Source organism: Pontibacter lucknowensis (assembly GCF_900156415.1).
Lineage (GTDB): Bacteria > Bacteroidota > Bacteroidia > Cytophagales > Hymenobacteraceae > Pontibacter > Pontibacter lucknowensis.
Map to the genome: position 1 here is coordinate 53,662 of NZ_FTNM01000006.1, position 14,408 is coordinate 68,069.

Genomic DNA, 14,408 nt, shown 5'->3' on the forward strand with positions numbered 1-14,408 from the left:
ATATAGGCCCCCTACCCCAAGGATTTACATTTACGAGTGTCTTCCCTTGCCCCCTTCGAAGGGTAGGACCGTCGATTTATGTGTCAAGACAAAAAGTGAGGCCCGCCCGGCCAGGGCAAGCAACAAAGCGTTACTAGTTGCTACACCCACAGCCACCGCTACGCCAGTTGCAAACTGGCCTCATGCACAACCGCAAGTTGCGCTCCGCTAAACTTGCGGTATACCTATACCTTGGCCGGAGGCATTACTATAATAGTGAAGGGGGCGCTTACGCAGTGCACTATACCTGCAACAAGCAACAACACAACCTCAAGCAATTCCCAAAATCCATTATCTTTACGAACACCTCTACACGAACCATGTCAAAACACAGCTATACCCTGAAAGCCACCACCCTGGCTTTGTCACTGGCTATATTCGGCGCATGCAGCAAAGGCCCCGCTACTAGTGCCTATACCTTACCTGTCGAAACTGGTGTATCCCGAACACTGGCCGAGCACCGCAACCAGACCCTGCGCAACGTGCAATACGACATAAAGCTGCAGATCCCGAACGGAAAAACAGCGCCTATACCTGCCTCTGAAACCATAACGTTTGACTTGCTTAGCAAAGAACAGGCGCTGCAGATCGACTTCAAAGAGCAGCCAAGCCACCTGCACGCTGTGCGGGTAAATGGAAAGCAAATACCGATCGAATTCGAGAACGAGCATATTGTGATCGGGCCGCGTTACCTGAAGGAAGGGCAGAACCAGGTGCAGATTGACTTCACGACTGGCAACCTGTCGCTCAACCGAAACGAAGACTACCTCTATACCCTGCTCGTGCCTGATCGTGCCCGTACCGTGTTCCCCTGCTTCGATCAGCCGGACCTGAAGGCGGTGTTCAATCTCACGCTCACGCTGCCGCAGGACTGGAAAGCACTAGCCAATGCCCCGCTACAGGATTCGTTGCTGACCGGCGCTACCAAGACCTATACCTACCTGCCTTCCGATACCATCCCGACCTACCTCTTCTCGTTTGTGGCCGGCGACTTCCGGAAGGTAAGCAACAGTGACCGGGGCCGTACCATGCACTTCTACCACCGCGAGACAGATCCGGACAAGCTGAAAAGTATAGATCCGATCTTCAGCATCCACCGTGATGCGCTGGCTTTTATGGAGGACTATACACGTATCCCCTACCCTTTTCAGAAGTTTGACTTCGTGGCTATACCTGACTTTCAGTACGGGGGCATGGAGCATGTAGGAGCAATCGACTATAAGGCCTCTACCCTCTTCCTGGACGAAGGCGCTACGAAAGACCAACTGGTGGGACGCTCCAACCTGATCGCGCATGAAACGGCGCACATGTGGTTCGGCGACCTGGTGACGATGCGCTGGTTCAACGATGTGTGGATGAAAGAGGTGTTTGCCAACTTCATGGCTGATAAGATCTCCAAGACAACGGTGAAGGACAGCAACTACGACCTCAAGTTCCTGATCGACCACTTCCCGGCAGCTTACAGCGTGGACCGCACGGCAGGTGCCAATCCGATCCGCCAGGACCTGGCGAACCTGCAGGATGCCGGCACGCTGTACGGCCACATCATCTACCACAAGGCCCCTATCATGATGCGTCAGTTGGAGCGGCTGATGGGCGAGCAGGCTTTTCAGGAGGGCCTCCAGGTATACCTGAAAACATACGCCAACAGCAACGCCACCTGGCCGCAACTGATCGAGATACTGGATGCCCGCACTCCGACGGACCTACAAGCATGGAACCAGGTATGGGTGAATGAATCGGGGCGGCCGGTATATGACTGTAAGCTGGATATAGAAGATGGAAAGATCAGTGTTTTTTCTATTTCCCAAAAAGGCGAAGACGGATCGGATCGTCTGTGGCCTCAGCTCTTTGAAGTAGCCCTGGTATATAATGACCGCATTGAGGAATATACAGTGAACATGGACCAGCCTTCCATTGAGTTCCAAGAGGTGATCGGCAAAGAGTGGCCACTTTATGTGCTGTTTAACTCCTCCGGACAAGGCTACGGGACCTTCCCCATTGATGCCCGGGGCATAAGCTACCTACCCAAGCTGCAGAACCCTGTGATGCGCGCATCGAGCTATATTAATCTGTATGAAAACATGCTCAACGGAGTAGATATTACGCCCGACATGATGCGCTACATTACACTACTGCAATCAGCTAACGAGCAGGAAGAGCTGAACCTGAAGCTCTTGACAGGCTACCTGGGCGACACCTTCTGGAAGTTTACCACGCCGGCCAGAAGAGCTGAGATTGCTCCTGCCTTTGAGAAGAATTTGTGGGACGCCATGGAGAAACAGAAATCCGGCAATGCAAAAAAGCTTCTGTTCAAGACTTACCAGAATATTGCCCTCTCCAAAGAAGCACAGGACCGATTGCACCAGGTATGGGAGGCACAACAGGCTCCGGCAGGTGTCACGCTCAATGAAGACGACTATACCTCCCTGGCCCTTTCGCTGGCCGTGCGTGACTATGCCAACTCGGAAGGTATACTGCGCCAGCAGCTCTCCCGCATCAAAAACCCGGACCGTCAGAAGCGTTTACAGTTCCTGATGCCTGCTCTCTCGGGCGATGAACAGGTGCGCGATGCCTTCTTTGCCTCGCTCAAAGACCGCAGCAACCGCGACAAGGAGGCCTGGGTTGGGGCGGCCCTCTCCTACCTGCACCACCCGCTGCGCGCCGCCTCGTCAGAGAAATACCTGCGTGAGAGCCTGAAACTAGTAGAGGAAATACAACTAACCGGCGACATTTTCTTCCCGACTAACTGGCTGCAGTCGACCTTCAGCCATTACCAGACTCCGACTGCCGCGGCGACTATACGCACCTTCCTGGCCGAGCACCCGGACTACAACCCGAAGCTCAAAGGCAAGATTCTGCAGGCTGCGGATCATGTGTTCAGGGCGGAGAAGCTGGCGAGATAAGTTTGGGAGTTAAAACAAGAAGCCCGCTACTCACGCAGCGGGCTTCTTTATTTCCATAATTACTATTCGGTTACATATCCAGCACTAGCGCGAAGATAAGCGGCGCTACAATCGTGGCGTCTGATTCGATCATGTACTTTGGCGTGTCTTTGCCGAGTTTACCCCAGGTGATCTTCTCGTTTGGTACAGCGCCTGAGTAAGAACCGTAGCTGGTAGTAGAATCGGAGATCTGAGCGAAGTAGCCCCACAACGGAACACCATCGCGCTGCAAATCCTGGTGCAGCATCGGCACCACGCAGATCGGGAAGTCACCGGCTATACCGCCACCAATCTGGAAGAAACCGATCGTTGATTCTTCTTTAGCTGTATTAGTATACCAGTCAGCCAGCTCGATCATGTACTGTATACCTGTTTTCATGGTATGCACATTCTTGATGTCGCCGCTGATCACGTGACCGGCGTAGATGTTACCCAGCGTGGAATCTTCCCAGCCCGGGCAGATAATCGGCAGATTCTTTTTGGCAGCTTCCAGCATCCAGCTGTTTTTCGGGTCGATCTGGTAGTACTGCTCCAGCTCGCCACTTAACAGGATCTGGTAAAAAAACTCGTGCGGGAAGTAAGCTTCGCCTGCCTTGTCAGCCTTTTCCCAGTACTTCAATACCACATGTTCCAGACGACGCATGGCCTCTTCCTCAGGTATACAGGTATCAGTTACGCGGTTAAGGTGACGGCTCAGCAGCTCTTCTTCATCAGCGGCCGACAGTTCGCGGTAATGCGGTACGCGCTCGTAAAAATCGTGCGCCACCAGGTTGAAGATATCCTCCTCCAAATTGGCACCTGTACAGGAGATCGCGTGGATTTTATCCTGGCGGATCATCTCAGCCAGAATGATACCCAACTCAGCCGTAGACATGGCACCAGCCAGCGTCACCAGCATTTTACCGCCGTTGTTGAGGTGTGTCTTATATCCTTCGGCTGCGTCGATGAGCGAGGCTGCGTTGAAGTGCTTGTAGTGCTTTTTTAAAAAATCAGATACTTCCATTTTCCTTGTGTTTATACTTTGTACTAATTCGTGTTTATACTCCTGTAACCCGATATGAGTTAAAAAAAGATCTTCTTCCGCAAAGATATACTTTAATACAACATGCCTCTTCGCTTACTTCGAAACCAGCTTCAGTCCGATGATAGAGCCGATGAGCAGGAAGATGAAGAACAGCCGCCAGAGGTCAGCAGACTCCTTGTAAAGCAGCATACCAACCAGCACCGTACCCACTGCGCCTATACCTGTCCAGATGGCGTAAGCCGTGCCCATCGGGATAGTCTGGATCGCTTTGTTCAGCAGAAAGAAGCTGGTGGAAATGCACAGGAAAAACCCAACAGACCACTTCATTACACTGAAGTTGTTGGATAGCTTAAGGCAGGTAGTAAACCCGACCTCAAACATGCCCGCCATGATTAGATAGATCCAGCCCATTTTCTTTTTTTACAAAGGTCGGGACTCCGGGCCGGAAGAAATTTAACAAATGTTAAAAAATCACCTGACCTCCGCCCGGATGCGGCTGAGGGTAACCTGCGTGACGCCCAGGTAAGAGGCGATCTGGTTGAGGGGCACACGTTGGATCAGGGCGGGGTTCTGCTGCAGCAGGGCCTTGTAGCGCTCGGTGGCTGACTGAAACTGAAAGACCATGAACCGCTCCTCTGTTTTTATGAGCTCGTACTCGGCCAGCTTGCGGCCCCAGTTTGCCAGCTCGATGTTGGTCAGATATAACTCCTGCAATTGGGCTAGGTCCATGGCCTGCACCACCGAATTTTCGAGCAGCTCCACGGTTTCGTAGCCGGGCTTGTTGGCCACATAGCTGTAGTAGGAGAAAACCAGGTCGCTCTCGACACCGAACCAAAAGGTCACCTCCTGATCGTTGCGGTAACAGAAGGCACGGGCAATACCCCGCTCAATAAAGAAAACTTTGTGGCTCACCTGCCCTTCCCGGAAAAGGATATGTCCTTTGGGCAACTCCTGCCGCTGCATCAGCGACGTGAGCTGCTCAAAAGATCTATCCGAAATAGGGTATAACTGCCGGATGGCCTGTCCAATGGTCTGCACGATTTGCTTTATGCAAAAAGGTTATTTGGTTGGTTTCTCGATCACGAGGTTGTGGTTGGTGTAGATGCAGATGTCGGCGGCGATGTTAAGGCTTTCGCGCACCATCTCTTCTGCTGATAAGTGCGGAGCATGTTTCTTTAGAGCCAGGGCTGCGGCGTGAGCAAACATACTGCCCGAACCGATGGCCGCAATCTGGTTGTCTGGCTCCAGCACATCGCCGGTACCGGAAATGATGAGCAGTTCTTCTTTGTTGGCCACCACCATCATGGCCTCCAGTTTGCGCAGGTACTGGTCTTTGCGCCAGTCTTTGGCTAGCTCGATGGCGGCACGCTTCATGTTGCTCTGGTAGGCGTTCAGTTTCTCCTCGAAGCGCTCGAGCAGTGTGAAGGCATCGGCTGTGGAGCCGGCAAAGCCCGTCACGATTTTGCCGTCGAGCAGCTTACGGATCTTTTTGACATTGCTCTTGGCAACGTGCTTGTCCATGGTAGCCTGTCCGTCTGCGCCTACGCATACTTCTCCGTTGTGGTATATGCCTACTACAGTAGTTGATCTTATTTTTGCCATTTCTATGTTTTGGTTTATGTGAAAGGTATACGGCTATACCTTAAAAAGCATTTGTTACAGCCAGGACTTCAGCAAACAAAACGCCAAAGGTATAGCAGCCGACAAATTGTCGGGTTAGAAACAAACTATACCATGGCACCATATCTTAAAGAAGCTGTATCTTAGCGTTGCAGGAGCTTAAAAATTAGAATAACACACTGCCCGTTACTTCACAACACTAAATCGTATGCTGACATTGTTCAGGTTATGGAAGCTTGCTTTAAGCCGACAAAACATGCATCTGGCAGGACGTTTATGCACGTTCCTGACACTCCTGCGCATTCATATACAGGCCAAGCTTGATAACAGACCCGATGGACTCATACAGATTCAATTCGAAGGTTACACTATGGTGAGCTATAGCTATGTAACCATTATTGAGCTATATATTGAGATTTTTATCAAACAGGCATACCGTTTCGAAACCACCATTGCTCGGCCAATTATTATAGATTGCGGTGCAAATATGGGCATGTCGTTACTATACTTTAAACGGCTATACCCTCAGTGCGAAGTTTGGGCTTATGAAGCCAATCCAGATGCCTTCACCTTGTTGCAACTCAATGTAGCACTCAACAAGTTGGAGGGTATACATTTGTTTAACTATGTACTTTCAGATACTGACGAAGAAGTTGACTTTTATATACCTACAACCAGAGCAGGACTGAATGGTTCTTTAGACCCCACAATTGCAAAAGGCATGAAGCAGCGCTTAAAGGGCTATAGACTATCAGGCTTGATGCCCTTCAACATAGAAATCGATTTCGTAAAGATAGATACTGAAGGAGCAGAATTCAACATTTTGGCAGAATTGAGTGAATCCGGACGATTAAACGACATAAAGCAGTATGTCGTAGAACTGCATGCCAGCAGTGAAAATATACAACTGCAATACAACAGATTACTAAACTTTTTTGGCTCATCGTATATTCATACTTCCGTAAGCGACCAGTATACTAAAGGTTACCCACATGTGATCAAATTTTGCAGAAAGGACCTGCTTGCAGGCCCGTACCTATAAGCTGCTGGCTGCAAGCTTCTGCCAAATCATGCCGTCTTTTGCTATCTTTGCCCTTGCAACTAGATACTCAGCTTCTAAATACTTACGATATGAGCAAAGCAAATTGGGTGACCGTAAAAGAATACGAAGACATCACCTATAAGAAATGCAATGGCGTGGCCCGTATTGCCTTCAACCGTCCGAACGTGCGTAACGCCTTCCGCCCGAAAACGGTGGGCGAACTGTTTGAGGCTTTTTTGGACGCCCGTGAAGATACCTCGATTGGGGTGGTGCTGTTCTCAGCCGAGGGACCTTCTACCAAGGACGGGGTATACTCCTTCTGCAGCGGTGGCGACCAGAATGCCCGTGGTCACCAGGGTTATGTAGACGAGGCAGGTATGCCGCGACTGAACATCCTGGAAGTGCAGCGCCTGATCCGCTTTATGCCGAAGGTGGTGATTGCTGTGGTGCCGGGTTGGGCCGTAGGTGGCGGACACTCGCTGCACGTGGTGTGCGACCTAACGCTGGCTAGTAAGGAGCATGCGATCTTTAAACAGACCGACGCCGATGTGACCAGCTTTGATGGTGGCTATGGTTCGGCTTATCTGGCCAAAATGGTGGGTCAGAAACGTGCCCGTGAGATTTTCTTCCTGGGCCGCAACTACTCTGCACAGGATGCCTACGACATGGGTATGGTAAACGCCGTGATTCCGCATGCCGAGCTGGAAGACACTGCTTACGAGTGGGCGCAGGAGATCCTGGCCAAGTCCCCTACATCGATCAAGATGCTCAAGTTCGCTTTCAACCTGACCGACGACGGCATGGTGGGCCAGCAGGTGTTTGCCGGCGAAGCTACCCGCCTCGCCTATATGACCGACGAAGCCAAAGAAGGCCGCAACGCCTTCCTGGAGAAGCGCAAGCCGGATTTCTCAGACATTAAGTGGATTCCGTAAGGTATAGCTGCATTATAAAGGTATAGCAAAGCCGCTCCGTTTTGGAGCGGCTTTGCTGTTTTTTTGGTAATGAGCTGTTGCGGATAAATACAATTCATAACCTTAAGGATCGAGTATTTAAGAGGTCTGCACCCCTTACTAAAACTAACTACCAATAAATCAACCACATTAATCTGATATAACCGGGTATACCCGTTTTACCCGGTTATATCAGATTATTTCTACGCTTTTATCAGGTCATTTCGCTACATGATATGCTTATTTCTCCTTAACGCATAGTAGGAATGTATAATTAAATATACATTAAGAAGGCATCACGCCAAATCTATATCCGATTTCAGGTTTAAATCACCGCAATAGATCTTGCTAGAAATAATTCAGTTGAGGAATGATTTGTTTTCAGTAAGATTTCTTATATTGAATAAGTAAGCTATATAAGCTCTAAAAGAACTAAATGCCAGTTTCAGGTAAACTAAGACTATAATGAGTGGAAGCTAGCAACTCCACACATAGTGCAGATAAAAGGAGTAGGTACTCCTGCTAGCAAATAGTTGGACCTCATATTAGTTAGAAATGTTCATTGGAAAGAAAGAGAAAAAGCCTGTATTTGACTTAGAAGGATTCGGCCTATTAGAATTGAATACCGACAAAAGTGGGAGTGAATGGTTTGGGAAAGTTCAGAATATTTCAAAAAACCATACTATAGAACTTTCGATTGAAGTAGAAGACAATTCTTCGCCCTCGCTTAATCAGGTTGAGTCTATAAAGCGATTTACTGAAAGTATTGAATGCATAGAGCAAGCTATTTATAAATACATCCACGATTGCTTTGAAGGTACAAAGTGGCAAAGGACAGAAGAAGACTTGAAAAAGATGTATTTTCTCTCGGCTATAACCCTCAAAAGTGATAATGCTGACATATGGGTTACACTTGAGCCACAGATAGATGTCCCCACAATTTTTAACTATCTTCCTCGACTCACCTTGAGAAACAATGAAATAGTGTGGAGTAACCTAAAATAAATACGTAGCCCAACACGGCACAGGCTCCACACTCGGCTGTGCCTCGTTCGCAGCCTGTCCTAATCCGTTATCTGTATTAAAAATTGCACCCCATCCCATAAAGTCAACCGTGATCTTGATCTGGAAAGCAGGAAATTAGAATAACAGCACACATACTTTTACATAATGTCCGGAGCACATAAAGTGACAAATTCTGATTCGTTTATCTCTGTTTGAGTAGTCGTGTTTTCTTCACTTTCGTTCGATCTAAATGTATTGCTACATTGACCGAGCACCACCCAAATAATTACAAAAATTAGAATTGTACTGAAGCATCCTCCACCTAGTTTTTTAGCACCATAGCCAGCAATCAATCCTCTGAATAATTTATTCATAGTAGTATTTTTATGTTTCTCGTAAGAAACGATATTTGGAATATGAAGTTTTGTTTGCTTGCCTAAACGTACCTATAAAGTTATTTGCATAAGGTTATATGGCAGGCTTGCTGCTTTATACTAGTCTAAAGGAGTAATAAGGTGGAGTATGGGAGAAGACTTATATGGACTTTCTACAGAAGCTTTGTGCTGGCTTCGATTGTGATTACCATTTGCTGTATCAAACTACTCTGGGATTACGATTTCATGATATTCGGCATTCTGTTTTGGTTTAAAGTGGCCACCCTTGGTATTGTATTTTACTTTATTAATAGCAATAAAAGCAACCATTATTATCAAAACCTGGGCGTGTCAAGGACTGTGCTCTGGGCAGCTACCTTGAGCTTTGACCTTTTCCTGTTTATATTTCTCACCGTTCTTGCCTTCAAAATCAGATGACCCACAAACTGGAAGCAGACAGTATTCAATTGGAGTATGATGGAAGAAGGATACTTTCCGACGTCTATGTAAAATGCGAAACAGGGGGAATAACTGGTCTGCTTGGTAGGAACGGACAAGGTAAATCCTGCCTGATGAAAATCATATACGATATTCTAAAGTGTGACAAGTCCGTCAGGTTCGATAATAAGATTCAGTTTGAAGCTTTCAAGCGCCCCGACTTACTTCTTTACCTTCCTCAGTTCAACTTTATACCACCACATATTAGTTTGAAAAGGATATTCAGTGACTTTGAAATGGACTACGCATCATTTGCGCATTGATTTCCGGAATTTATGATAAAGTATAAGTCTTCTATCGGTAATCTATCTGGTGGTGAGCGTAGGTTAGTTGAAATTTACTCAGTTGTGAAATCGGTGTCTCAGTTTGCCATGCTTGATGAGCCATTCATGCATCTGAATCCGATACAGATTGATAAGGTAAAAGACTTTCTTGTTGAGGAAAAGCAAAACAAAGTGCTCATCATAACAGACCACATGTTCAGGCATGCCTTAGATATTTGTGATACTTTATACCTGCTAACAAATGGTAAGACTCACCTGGTAAGTACACCTGAAGAAATAGAGGAACTTGGTTATGCAAGGGTATAATGCATGGTGAAAATCTGGAGCATACTTAGCTAAGCCTTAGTTAAGCACGTTGTCAGAATCTAAAACAGTAAAGCAAAACTCGTCAATGACATGGAAAACGAAAAGGCATTTGTAAGGCATTTTTTCCAGGCAGGGGTTCCCCAACCTGAGAAACTGGACATCATCGCCCAGCACTTTCACGAGAAGCTGATTGACAAACACGACCACCTCCTGAGCGAAGGAAAAATCAGTCAGGAATACTTGCTGCTCGAAAGTGGTTTTATGCGTGCTTATTCGCTCGATACAGAAGGCGACGAAGTAACCACCGCCTTCTATGGGGCGGGGCAACCTGTATTTGATGTGGCTTCCTTTTTTATGCACACGCCTGCCAAAGAGAGTATTCAGGCCCTGGCCCCCTGTAGTGGCTGGGTCATTTCTTTTGATGATCTGAACAAGCTCTTTCATAGCATACCTGAGTTCAGAGAAGTTGGCAGAGGGATATTAGTAAAAGGATACGCCTCTCTCAAACTGCGCATGCAATCCATGATTACAGAGACGGCCGAAACACGCTATGCCATGCTGCTGCATTCGAACCCCGAAATATTCAGGCAGGCACCTCTCAAACACATCGCCTCTTACCTGGGCATCACCGACAGCTCGCTTAGCCGTATCCGGCGGGACATCAGTAGACAACACAAGTAAAATTTTTTACAGTCTGCTCTACTTCTTGCCAAATGGCAAGTGTATTGGCGCGCCAGTGTGTTTACTTTGAATCGTAATTCATTAAACGCAATGGCATTATGGAAACATTACCGCTTTACATTTATGGCACCTTTGTACCCACGGTACTTGCTGCCGCTTACATTTTTTCGAAAGCCTCCCATACCCGCTGGCTCTTTTATGTCTTCCTTGGTTGGATGGCACTGACAGCTGCATTGGCCTGGGGTGGTTTCTTTACGGTGACAGACACCTTGCCGCCCCGCTTTCTGGTAGCCGTGTTGCCCCCGCTCCTGGGTCTTATTGCAGCTTTTTGTTCTCCTAAGGGAAGGGCCTGGCTCGATACTTTCGATCTGAAAACCCTTACGCTCCTGCAGGTCATGCGCATACCTGTTGAACTGGTACTGTTCTGGCTCTTCCTACACCAACTCACGCCCGAACTCATGACCTTCCAGGGAAGGAACCTGGATATTGTATCCGGTATTACGGCCCCGTTGGTATACTATCTGGCATTCGTGCGAAACAAGTGGCGCCCCGAACTGCTAATAGGCTGGAATATAGTCGCACTTGGCCTGCTGATCTTCACGGTAAGCAATGGTGTGCTCTCCGCCCCCTCCCCATTTCAGCAGTTTGCCTTTGAGCAACCCAATGTGGCCGTACTACTCTTTCCTTTTATCTGGCTGCCTGCTGTAGTAGTGCCCATCGCTTATTCCGCCCATATTATCTCCATCAGACAGCTGTGGAAGGCATATAGGAGGAATAGGAAATTTATATATAATTTAGGGTCAGTTAAGCAGATTTAAAAACCACTACATGCACCCACAAGTAAACGACTACATCAACACATCCGAAAAACACAAGGAAACCCTTGAGGCTCTACGCCAACTGGTTCACGACACCGTACCTGGCGTAGCAGAGGAGTTTAAGTGGAGCCGCCCTGTTTTCCGCTCCGACAAAGACTTTGCTTACCTTAAAACTGCCAAAGCCTATGTCACACTCGGCTTTTTCCAGTTCAGTAAACTCAAGGACCCAAACGGCTTGCTGGAAGGAACCGGCAAAGACATGCGCCACATCAAGATCAAAAGTGTGCAGGATATCGATCGCGAACTGCTGAGGGAGTGGTTTAAAGCCGCAGCGGTATAGCCAAACCAGACCGCTCACGTATACCCGCCTATGAAAACCGAGAAAGAGAAAATGCTGGCGGGAGAATTGTACGACCCGCTGGACAAGCAGATATCGGACGAGCGCCTGCAGGCGCGGCTGCTCCTGAAAGAACTCAACGACAGCCGGGAAGACCAGGCAGAAGAACGCAGCCGCCTCCTGAAAGCCCTCATCCCACATACTGGTGATGGGCTTTGGGTACAGCCTCCCTTTTACTGCGACTACGGCTACAACATGATCGTGGGCGAACGAGTGTTTTTCAACTTCAACTGTGTGGTGCTCGATGTGGCAGAGGTGCGCATTGGAAGTCGCACCCTGTTCGGCCCCAATGTGCAGGTATACACGGCCACTCACCCGATGGACTATCGGGAACGTGCTTCCGGGCTGGAGTTCGCCAAATCTATCTCGATCGGAGAAGACGTCTGGATAGGCGGTAGTGCTGTGATCTGCCCTGGCGTGACGATCGGGGATCGCAGCGTAATCGGGGCAGGCAGTGTGGTGACCAAAGACATACCTGCTGATGTGTTTGCGGCGGGCAATCCCTGCCGGGTGATACGGCAGCTGAATGATAATTAGAATGACCAAGCAGGTATAGCTTCTCTACAATCACAAAGGGCCTCTCCGTTTCCGAAGAGGCCCTTTGCTTTGTCTATTTAAAATTACTTATACCAGTATTCTCACCGGGTTCTCAAGCAGGTTCTTGAAGGTCTGCAGGAAGGCAGAACCAACGGCGCCGTCTACTACACGGTGATCACAGCTAAGCGTTACTTTCATCACGTTACCGATTCTGATCTGGCCGTCGCGCACAACCGGAGTCTGCTTGATACCACCCACAGCCATGATGCAGGCATCCGGCGGGTTAATGATGGCAGTAAACTCTTCGATGCCGAACATACCCAGGTTAGAGATCGTGAACGTATTGCCTTCCCAGTCAGATGGCTGCAGCTTCTTGCTCTTTGCCTTGCCGCCCAGGTCCTTCACTTCAGCAGCGATGGTTGAAAGCGACTTGTAGTCGGCGTTGCGTACCACTGGTACCAGCAGGCCTTCTTCTACCGCCACAGCTACACCGATGTTGATGTGCTTGTTATAGCGGATCTTGTCGCCCAGCCACGAGGAGTTCACGGCAGGGTGCTGACGAAGCGCCGCAGCGGCCGCCTTGATCACCAGGTCGTTGAACGATACTTTTACCGGAGACACTTCATTGATCGACACACGGGCCTCCATGGCCTTGTCCATGTCGATTTCCATGGTCAGGTAGAAGTGCGGTGCAGAGAACTTGCTTTCAGCCAGACGACGGGCAATCACTTTGCGCATCTGCGACACGTTCACTTCTTCGTATGAATCGGCCGGAGCGCCAGGTATAGCCTGTGCAGCTGGAGCAGCAGCAGGAGCCTTGGCAGCCTCTTTCTGCGGAGCAGCTTCAGATGGCTTGAAGTTCTCCACGTCGCGCAGCACAATACGGCCACCTTCGCCTGATCCTTTGATCTGGCTGAGGTTAAAGCCTTTCTCTTTGGCTACTTTCTTGGCAAGCGGAGAAGCCTTGATACGGCCGTTTCCTTCAGCGGCTACTTGTTCTGTCTCACCGGCAGGTACTTTCGTATCCTGTACTTTATCTTCAGTAGTCTCTTCAGTGCGGGCTTCTATGTTTTCGTCAGACTTGGCATTCTCTTCGCGTGAGCGTTCTTCTACGCCACCTTCTGCATCGAGCAGGGCCTGGTAGTCAGCACCTTTCTCACCAATGATCGCGATAACCGCATCGATCGCAACGGAGTCACCTTCGTTCACACCTGTGTAAAGCAGCGTGCCGTCTTCGTAAGACTCCAGCTCCATGGTTGCCTTGTCGGTTTCCACTTCAGCCAGTACATCGCCTGCACTCACTTTGTCGCCTACTTTCTTCAGCCATGATACCAGCACACCTTCTGTCATGGTATCGCTCATCTTCGGCATACGGATCACGTTTGCCTTGATGTTGGACGTATCCACGGAGGTTTTAGCGGTAGGAGTATCAGCTTTGGCAGGAGCGGCCTCTTTCTTTTCTTCTTTCTTCTCGGCCTTCGGCTCTTCTTTAGGCTCATCCTTCGCTGCTGGCTTCTCCCCGTTTCCGGCTCCGCTCAGCAGGTCAGAGATATCCTCGCCTTCTTTGCCGATGATCGCTATTACAGCATCAACAGGTACAGAATCGCCCTTCTGCGGACCAATGTGCAACAGGGTTCCATCTTCGTAGGACTCCAGCTCCATGGTCGCCTTATCGGTTTCCACTTCGGCCAGTATATCGCCGGCGCTTACCTTGTCACCTACTTTCTTAAGCCAAGATGCAATCACCCCCTCCGTCATCGTGTCGCTCATCTTAGGCATTCGTATCACTTCAGCCATAATTTATCGTCTTGTTTGTTCGCCTATTTCGTCTAATCAATAAGTCCCAAAATTAGACCTAAAAATATTTTATTCAAACTATACTCTCTAA

General features: G+C 48.8%; 15 protein-coding genes. 10 read left to right on the plus strand and 5 right to left on the minus strand.

Going from position 1 to position 14,408, the window contains the following annotated elements; all coding sequences use genetic code 11:
- Positions 1–137: 137 nt before the first annotated feature.
- Complete coding sequence (locus tag BW972_RS16955) at positions 138–2,945, plus strand: M1 family metallopeptidase (RefSeq protein ID WP_317042644.1); 2,808 nt, start codon at positions 138–140, stop codon at positions 2,943–2,945.
- Positions 2,946–3,015: 70 nt separating this feature from the next.
- On the opposite strand, the gene BW972_RS16960 is transcribed toward BW972_RS16955, so the two are convergent.
- The 4 genes from BW972_RS16960 to hslV all read right to left on the minus strand — a co-directional run bounded on the left by BW972_RS16960 (position 3,016) and on the right by hslV (position 5,610).
- Complete coding sequence (locus tag BW972_RS16960) at positions 3,016–3,987, minus strand: deoxyhypusine synthase family protein (protein ID WP_076423010.1); 972 nt, start codon at positions 3,985–3,987, stop codon at positions 3,016–3,018.
- Positions 3,988–4,101: 114 nt separating this feature from the next.
- Positions 4,102–4,419, minus strand: coding sequence for a DMT family transporter (locus BW972_RS16965; RefSeq protein ID WP_007660233.1), 318 nt, complete (start codon positions 4,417–4,419; stop codon positions 4,102–4,104).
- Positions 4,420–4,479: 60 nt separating this feature from the next.
- Positions 4,480–5,046: a Crp/Fnr family transcriptional regulator gene (locus BW972_RS16970; RefSeq protein WP_234986430.1), complete on the minus strand. Its 567-nt coding sequence runs from the start codon at positions 5,044–5,046 to the stop codon at positions 4,480–4,482.
- Positions 5,047–5,067: 21 nt separating this feature from the next.
- On the minus strand, positions 5,068–5,610 hold the full coding sequence (hslV, locus tag BW972_RS16975) for an ATP-dependent protease subunit HslV (protein ID WP_076423012.1): 543 nt from the start codon (positions 5,608–5,610) through the stop codon (positions 5,068–5,070).
- A 274-nt stretch (positions 5,611–5,884) separates the two neighbouring features.
- Between hslV and BW972_RS16980 the strand changes: the two genes are divergently transcribed.
- The 9 genes from BW972_RS16980 to BW972_RS17025 all read left to right on the plus strand — a co-directional run bounded on the left by BW972_RS16980 (position 5,885) and on the right by BW972_RS17025 (position 12,520).
- Entirely contained in the window at positions 5,885–6,670 is a 786-nt protein-coding gene (locus tag BW972_RS16980) for an FkbM family methyltransferase (RefSeq protein WP_159439869.1), read from the plus strand.
- An 89-nt stretch (positions 6,671–6,759) separates the two neighbouring features.
- Positions 6,760–7,602 (plus strand): 1,4-dihydroxy-2-naphthoyl-CoA synthase, encoded by an 843-nt coding sequence (locus BW972_RS16985; protein WP_076423014.1) that lies wholly within the window; start codon positions 6,760–6,762, stop codon positions 7,600–7,602.
- Positions 7,603–8,175: 573 nt separating this feature from the next.
- Positions 8,176–8,625: a hypothetical protein gene (locus BW972_RS16990; protein ID WP_007660247.1), complete on the plus strand. Its 450-nt coding sequence runs from the start codon at positions 8,176–8,178 to the stop codon at positions 8,623–8,625.
- Positions 8,626–9,433: 808 nt separating this feature from the next.
- On the plus strand, positions 9,434–9,760 hold the full coding sequence (locus tag BW972_RS20215) for an ATP-binding cassette domain-containing protein (protein ID WP_007660251.1): 327 nt from the start codon (positions 9,434–9,436) through the stop codon (positions 9,758–9,760).
- Positions 9,761–9,772: 12 nt separating this feature from the next.
- The gene (locus BW972_RS19675; protein WP_007660259.1) at positions 9,773–10,087 is read left to right on the plus strand and encodes a hypothetical protein; all 315 of its coding nucleotides are present in this window, start codon (positions 9,773–9,775) and stop codon (positions 10,085–10,087) included.
- 90 nt (positions 10,088–10,177) lie between these two features.
- Complete coding sequence (locus BW972_RS17010) at positions 10,178–10,768, plus strand: Crp/Fnr family transcriptional regulator (protein WP_076423016.1); 591 nt, start codon at positions 10,178–10,180, stop codon at positions 10,766–10,768.
- A 98-nt stretch (positions 10,769–10,866) separates the two neighbouring features.
- Entirely contained in the window at positions 10,867–11,586 is a 720-nt protein-coding gene (locus BW972_RS17015) for a hypothetical protein (protein ID WP_007660262.1), read from the plus strand.
- A gap of 10 nt (positions 11,587–11,596) precedes the next feature.
- Positions 11,597–11,926 (plus strand): DUF1801 domain-containing protein, encoded by a 330-nt coding sequence (locus BW972_RS17020; protein ID WP_007660264.1) that lies wholly within the window; start codon positions 11,597–11,599, stop codon positions 11,924–11,926.
- Positions 11,927–11,956: 30 nt separating this feature from the next.
- Positions 11,957–12,520 carry a sugar O-acetyltransferase gene (locus BW972_RS17025; RefSeq protein WP_007660266.1) on the plus strand — a complete coding sequence of 188 codons (564 nt, stop codon included), beginning with the start codon at positions 11,957–11,959 and terminating at the stop codon, positions 12,518–12,520.
- A gap of 87 nt (positions 12,521–12,607) precedes the next feature.
- Here the strand turns inward: BW972_RS17025 and BW972_RS17030 are convergent, their stop codons facing one another.
- Entirely contained in the window at positions 12,608–14,317 is a 1,710-nt protein-coding gene (locus tag BW972_RS17030) for a pyruvate dehydrogenase complex dihydrolipoamide acetyltransferase (protein ID WP_076423017.1), read from the minus strand.
- Positions 14,318–14,408: the final 91 nt, after the last annotated feature.